The 6,225-nt window shown below is 41.1% G+C and carries 5 protein-coding genes and 1 pseudogene; 1 reads left to right on the forward strand and 5 read right to left on the reverse strand.

Translation table 11 applies throughout. The features are described from left to right. Both ACH2DQ_RS20630 and ACH2DQ_RS20635 read right to left on the reverse strand, forming a co-directional pair. A pseudogene (locus tag ACH2DQ_RS20630) lies at window positions 1–526 on the reverse strand (glycine--tRNA ligase); the annotation flags it as partial. A gap of 118 nt (window positions 527–644) precedes the next feature. Next, window positions 645–1,376 carry a hypothetical protein gene (locus tag ACH2DQ_RS20635; protein ID WP_394912360.1) on the reverse strand — a complete coding sequence of 244 codons (732 nt, stop codon included), beginning with the start codon at window positions 1,374–1,376 and terminating at the stop codon, window positions 645–647. Window positions 1,377–1,435: 59 nt separating this feature from the next. Between ACH2DQ_RS20635 and ACH2DQ_RS20640 the strand changes: the two genes are divergently transcribed. After that, window positions 1,436–1,591 carry a DUF6783 domain-containing protein gene (locus tag ACH2DQ_RS20640; RefSeq protein WP_394912361.1) on the forward strand — a complete coding sequence of 52 codons (156 nt, stop codon included), beginning with the start codon at window positions 1,436–1,438 and terminating at the stop codon, window positions 1,589–1,591. Window positions 1,592–1,643: 52 nt separating this feature from the next. Here the strand turns inward: ACH2DQ_RS20640 and recO are convergent, their stop codons facing one another. From recO to ACH2DQ_RS20655, 3 genes are all read right to left on the reverse strand, one after another. Beyond that, on the reverse strand, window positions 1,644–2,390 hold the full coding sequence (recO, locus tag ACH2DQ_RS20645) for a DNA repair protein RecO (protein WP_394912362.1): 747 nt from the start codon (window positions 2,388–2,390) through the stop codon (window positions 1,644–1,646). 68 nt (window positions 2,391–2,458) lie between these two features. Further along, entirely contained in the window at window positions 2,459–3,367 is a 909-nt protein-coding gene (gene era, locus ACH2DQ_RS20650; RefSeq protein ID WP_394912363.1) for a GTPase Era, read from the reverse strand. Window positions 3,368–3,467: 100 nt separating this feature from the next. Next, window positions 3,468–6,225: insulinase family protein (locus tag ACH2DQ_RS20655; protein WP_395028126.1), on the reverse strand; the 2,758-nt coding region annotated here is incomplete at its 5' end.

Below are 6,225 nucleotides of genomic sequence, written 5' to 3' on the forward strand. Positions count from 1 at the left end.
CTGTTTCGGGTCTTAAATATACAGTATTCTTCGCATCTTCTGTAACACCCTGGAACGTCTTGAACATCAGGTTGAACTGACGGATGTCTGTAAAATTATGTTTGCCGCAGGTAGGGCATGGAATCTGATGCTCGTCAATAAAATTCTTCATCTCTTCCTGGCTCCATGCATCTACGGAACCTTCCACTGGGATTTCTTTCTCAGCACAGAAATCTTCAATCATTTTGTCTGCGCGGAATCTCTCGTGGCATTCTTTACAGTCCATCAAAGGATCACTGAACCCACCCAGATGTCCACTTGCAACCCATGTCTGGGGATTCATTAAAATAGCACAGTCAACACCTACATTATAAGGATTTTCTGTTACAAATTTTTTCCACCATGCCTGTTTTACATTATTCTTCAGCTCAACGCCAAGATTTCCATAATCCCAGGTATTAGCAAGTCCTCCATAGATTTCGGAACCCGGATATACAAATCCTCTTGCTTTTGCCAATGCTACAATTTTATCCATCGTCTTTTCCATTGTTAATTCCTCACATTCCATTCTATTTTCATTTTATTTTCTGTAATTTTATTTCTGACTGCAGCGAACCAATTCTATTCGATCCTGGCGGGCGGCTATAGAAATAGCTATTGCTTTATCATCCAAGCTCATAAATAATATAAGCTAATTTCTTACCAATTTCAACCTCTTTTGAAGAAGTCCCGGAATTACTGCTCTCGGGAGACAATAAAACCATGCCCGTTTCCGAATCTGTTTCTTCCTGCTTTGCTGTTTCTGACTGCTTTTCTGCAGCTGCTTCGGACCCAGACGATTTTATTTTAGCTTCACTTTTCCCTTTCACTTCTACATTGTCACTTGTGTAAAGGATATTACCGGGAACCTGTACAAGAACGGGTTCTTCCATAACTACAATCTGATAATCTTTTTTCAGTACATCACTGCTGGTGAGACCACTTTTTGCAACCTTGCCATCTTCTACCGACTGAAAGCCGCCCTCAAAGGTAACTCCTGATTTTTGTGCTTCTGATATTTTACCCACAAAAAATTCTACATGATTAAAATTCGCATAATCCTGCGCTGAAGCATAATCTATAATTAATTTTGCTTTTTGTTCATCTACACTAAATTTGTCCAGCTTAATATTATCTTTACCTGAACTGGTTTTATATGCATTAATTTCACTCTCAATCATAGTTTTAAGCTCTGTCTCATCATAATACTCTTTATCCAGGCTCTCCACCGCTGTTCCGGTAATTCCCCCGTCTTTGCCAATTGAAACTGCTGACTCATCTGGTGCCGATAATTTACTGCACCCGCTTAACAGGCACATAACTCCAACCATCACCGCCAGAATTCTCCTTTTTTTCATAATAAACTGCATCCTCCTTGTATAATCCTGGAGCATGTCTTAAAATTGCTTTCTGACAGATGTACTTCACAGTTTGTGGAATATTTGCCTCGAATGAAAAGCGCGCAGCGGGCTGCGTAATCTGTATTCGAGACAAATATCCCGCAAGCTGGGGCGTGCAGATGGCGGGAATGAATTTTAAGGCATGCTTCAACTATTATACCTTTAAAGTATGATATTTTCAACTAATTATTGGGAGAAGAACACTCTGACGGGCCGATTTAAAACTTATGTAACAATCGACTCTAAAATATCAAGAGATTTAAACTGTTTATCCATGTAAATTTTGCGCAGACGGCTCTGAAGACGTTTCATTTCCCGCAATACCTCCTCCGACACCGTAAAGGTATAGAGTTTCTCAATAGTAGAAGCAGCAATGTACTGATAGGTGTAAATAGTGGATTCTAGCAGAAGGACTGCCCCTTTCGATCCAGAAAGACAGTTTTTACAGACCAGACCGTCTCCTGCAGGTACAAACGCCCGCAGATCCTCCTGTATGCCGCAGCCGGTGCAGCAAAACATCTGGGGATATTCTCCGCTTATCACCATTGACTTCCACTCAAATATATACCGGATCAGTTCATTGGGTATATGGGTATTCATAAGTGCCCGCAGTGTTGCATAGAGCAGCCTCAGCATCTCCGCCTCGTCATTATTTTCCCTTGCATAATAATCAGCAATTTCCATAAAATAAAAACCATAATAGGCCGCCTCATAATCCTGGGACAGCCCTGAAAAATAATTGCTGATCTCTGCCTGCATCAGGTTATAGGAGGTTCTGCCCTCAAAGCAGGTAAATGCACCGAAGGAAAACGGATTCGCCGCCGCGAGAAGCGGGCTGTTCTGTCTCCTCGATCCTTTTGCAAATGCTGTTATTTTGCCTCTTTCCTTTGTAAGCAGCACCAGCCTTTTATCATAATCACCGATAGGGGCGGCTAAAAGTACCATCCCCGTTAACGTCACTGTCTGTCCCATTTTACACCTTCTAATCTAAGCTTGGCTGAATTAAGCATTCAAACAGGTGCATTATTATCAGCTGCACTCTAGACATCCTTTTTATCATACCCAAAGTTCTTCATTAGGAAATCACTGTCTCGCCAATCTTTCTTTACTTTAACCCAAAGCTGCAGATTCACTTTCATTTCCAGCATATCCTCAATTTCTTTTCTGGCCTGGGATCCAATTTTACGAAGCATCGTTCCGCCTTTTCCTATTATAATTCCCTTGTGGGAATCTCTCTCGCAGATGATGGTTGCTTCTATATCCATCAGTTTTCCACCTGTCCGCTCTTTCATTCTGTCGATGGAAACAGCAATTCCATGAGGAATCTCTTCATCCAGGCTGCGAAGCGCCTTCTCCCGGATCAGTTCCGCAACAATCTGCCTCTCAGGCTGGTCGGTTACGGTATCTTCATCGTAAAACTGCGGTCCGTAAGGAAGATACTTAAATACCGTGTCAATAATATCCTGAGTGTTCTGCCCCTTAAGGGCAGAAGCAGGAATGATTTCCGCAAAATCATATATTTTCCGGTATTCATCGATAAATTTTAAGATCTCTTCTCTCTTTACCGTATCAATTTTGTTGATAACCAGAATAACCGGGGTCTTTGTCTTCAATAGCTGCTCTGCAATATGACGTTCTCCTGCACCGATAAAGGTACTTGGTTCCACCAGCCAAAGTATCACATCCACCTCATTTAAAGTCCTCTGGGCAACGTTCACCATATATTCACCCAGCTTATTTTTCGCTTTGTGGATACCAGGTGTATCTACAAAAACAATCTGCCCTTTTTCACAGGTATAAACCGTCTGAATCCGGTTCCTGGTAGTCTGGGGTTTGTTAGATGTAATCGCAATCTTCTGGCCGATCAAATAATTCATAAGTGTCGATTTCCCTACGTTCGGTCTGCCGATTAAGGTAACAAAACCCGATTTATAACTTGCTGTATTCATTTTTGCTCCAATCTGCTGCCAGAGGCAGCATATAATTTATCTTTTGCTCCCAGAACCATTCATCAGATGCATCTGTCCGAAAATAATTTACAAACACGCATTAGCCGATAAACGGAACCAGTACTTTAAACAGATCCTTTTCCGCCGCCAGCTTTTCTTCGTTGCCGATTACACAGATATTGTCTGCCGCTACGATTGCTTCCATGATCTTCCACAGTGCCCGAATGTCTTCCTGAGTGGCATTTAATACTTCATCCCGTTCCTTTTGCAAATCCTCCTCAGTAACATTACTGATAAAAGCGCCAAGGGAACGGCTTCCTTTTGCTGCCGGATTCAATGGTGTATCCATTTCACTGATGGTACCAATAATATATTTGGTCATATCCCGGTCATCTACCGTAAAATTCTTAACATAATCCACGACACCTACGTATATCTCATTTGTTTTCCGAAGATTCGGATCACGGTAGGATACAAAATAAGAATCTCCGGTTTTTCCAAATCCGCTCATGCAGCCATAAGCTCCTCCTTTTACACGGATATTCAACCACAGATATTCATAGCTTAACACAACTTTTAAGATCTTTAATACGCCGGTATACTGAAGTCCAGCCTGTACGAAATTTCCCGCTCTTGCAACATACTGTATCTTAGAGGAAGTCTGGAAGCCTTCATTCTTCTGATCTGTCTCCAATTTTCCATGGGTTATAACCCCTTCTTCTTCATACAGCTTCTCTTTCAATCCCGATAATCTATCCATCAGGGGTGTAAATCCCGTTTCATCAGCCGTGTAGCTGCACAGAAGCGTGTCTTTTCGGAAAACCAGTTTCATAAGTTCTTTTAAAATACGTATCAAATCTTCTTTCTTTTCATCAAAGTTTACTTCCAGTGACTCGATGAGCTTATAGAAACGAATTCCGCTGACTGCATCATTCCATGCACTAGATTGTGAAAAATAAGACATAGCGCGGACAGCAGCCGTAGAATGTCCTGATGAATTTAACCGTACAGAAACCCTGGATTTTATTTCCGCAATGATTTCATACAGTCTCTTTTCATCTTCTATTTTTGAAGTGAAGATCATTTCTTCCATCATATCAAAAGCAAAATCCAGCTTTTCATAAAGAATCTTAGCTTTCATTTCAAACATTGCTCTGCAATCACCCTGTTTATCCGCAGCAAAAATTTCGATACCGGGATAGATTCCGCCAGAGTGGATATTAATCTCATTAAATAATTCACCGTAGCTGTAATTCCGGGTATCAACCATGCCCAGGACTGCTTTTAAAATTCCCAGATACGGAATATAATCAAGCGGTACATATTTTGTATCGAATAAAACTTTTAGATATCCAATGCCGTTTGTATACATATTATGATGTAAAACGGTCGTATCCCCCAGCAGATGTTTTTCATTGTAGAATCTTCCTGCTTCTTTTTTAATATCAGAGGCTTCCAGCATAGGAATTGCTTCCAGTTCCTCTTTAGTAGAAGGTGTCTCCTGAAACAGACGAAGCTTCTGTGTTTTTTCCACCAGGGACTGTATTTCTTCCAGGGAAAGGCTTTCCTTATATTCTTTTAATTTTTTCTTTATCTCTTCTTCTATAATGGCGGTTAAACCTTTTTGAGGTTCTACAATTACAACAGATGCATGTGTATTTTCCAAAAGATATTCCTGAATCAGTTTTTCAAAATACCCGGTTTCTGTCTGCTCTTTTAAAAATTCAAAGATGTCAAGCTGTTTCAGGTAATCAAATGGTGCTGCATCATCATACAGCCAGCTGTCCATGACATCTATTCCATACATCAGTCCCTTGGGATAGGAACCGTAGTCAGCCTCTCGGAATTTAAATTCCATATTGTTTATTCCGGCGAGAAGAGCCTTTTTATCTATGCCTTCTTTCACAACCTTTTTCAGCACATCTCCTATAATCTCTAAAAACCGGTCTTTGTCATCTATATTCGAATTCTTAGCTACAACGGAGAAGATTGGCTGAAACACGCCGCTGTCGTAAGATCCCTGAATATCTTTACCGACTTTCGCATCCAGCAGTGCCTGTTTCAAAGGTGCTCCGGGAGCGGTGAGCAATGCATATTCAATCACGGAAAATGCATTTGCCAGCCGAACATCCAGACTGGTTTTGATAGCAACATTATAGGAAAGATAGGTATTGTCCTTTTCATCATCCGTATTGGAAATGGAATATTTTTTCTTTATCTCGATGGGTTTTTCAAACGGTTTCTGCATGGAAATAGTAGAATCAACCTGAATTATATCATATTTACTCAAGTATTCTTCATCCAGCCATTTCAGCCGCTCTTGCATATCTGCATTTCCATACAGATAAATATAGCTGTTGGACGGATGGTAATACTTCCTGTGGAATTCCAGAAAATCCTGGTACGTAAGATCCGGTATAAATGCCGGATCACCGCCTGATTCATTCCCATAAGGCGTATCCGGAAACAGGGAATTCAGAATTTCCCGGTCTAACACATCATCCGGTGAGGAAAAAGCCCCTTTCATCTCATTGTATACCACTCCATTATAAGTCAGTTCATCTTCCGGAGACTCTAAATGATAGTTCCAGCCCTCCTGGCGGAAAATCTCTTCCTTATTATAGATGTTCGTATGGAAAACCGCATCCATGTATACATGCATCAGATTGCGGAAATCCTGGTCGTTACAGCTTGCTACCGGATACATGGTCTTGTCCGGATAAGTCATAGCATTCAAAAACGTATTAAGGGATCCTTTCACCAATTCCACAAAAGGATCCTTTGACGGAAACTTTTCACTTCCGCACAATACACTGTGCTCCAATATATGAGCTACTCCTGTGCTGTCTTTGGGCGGT

It is taken from the genome of Robinsoniella sp. (assembly GCF_034124845.1).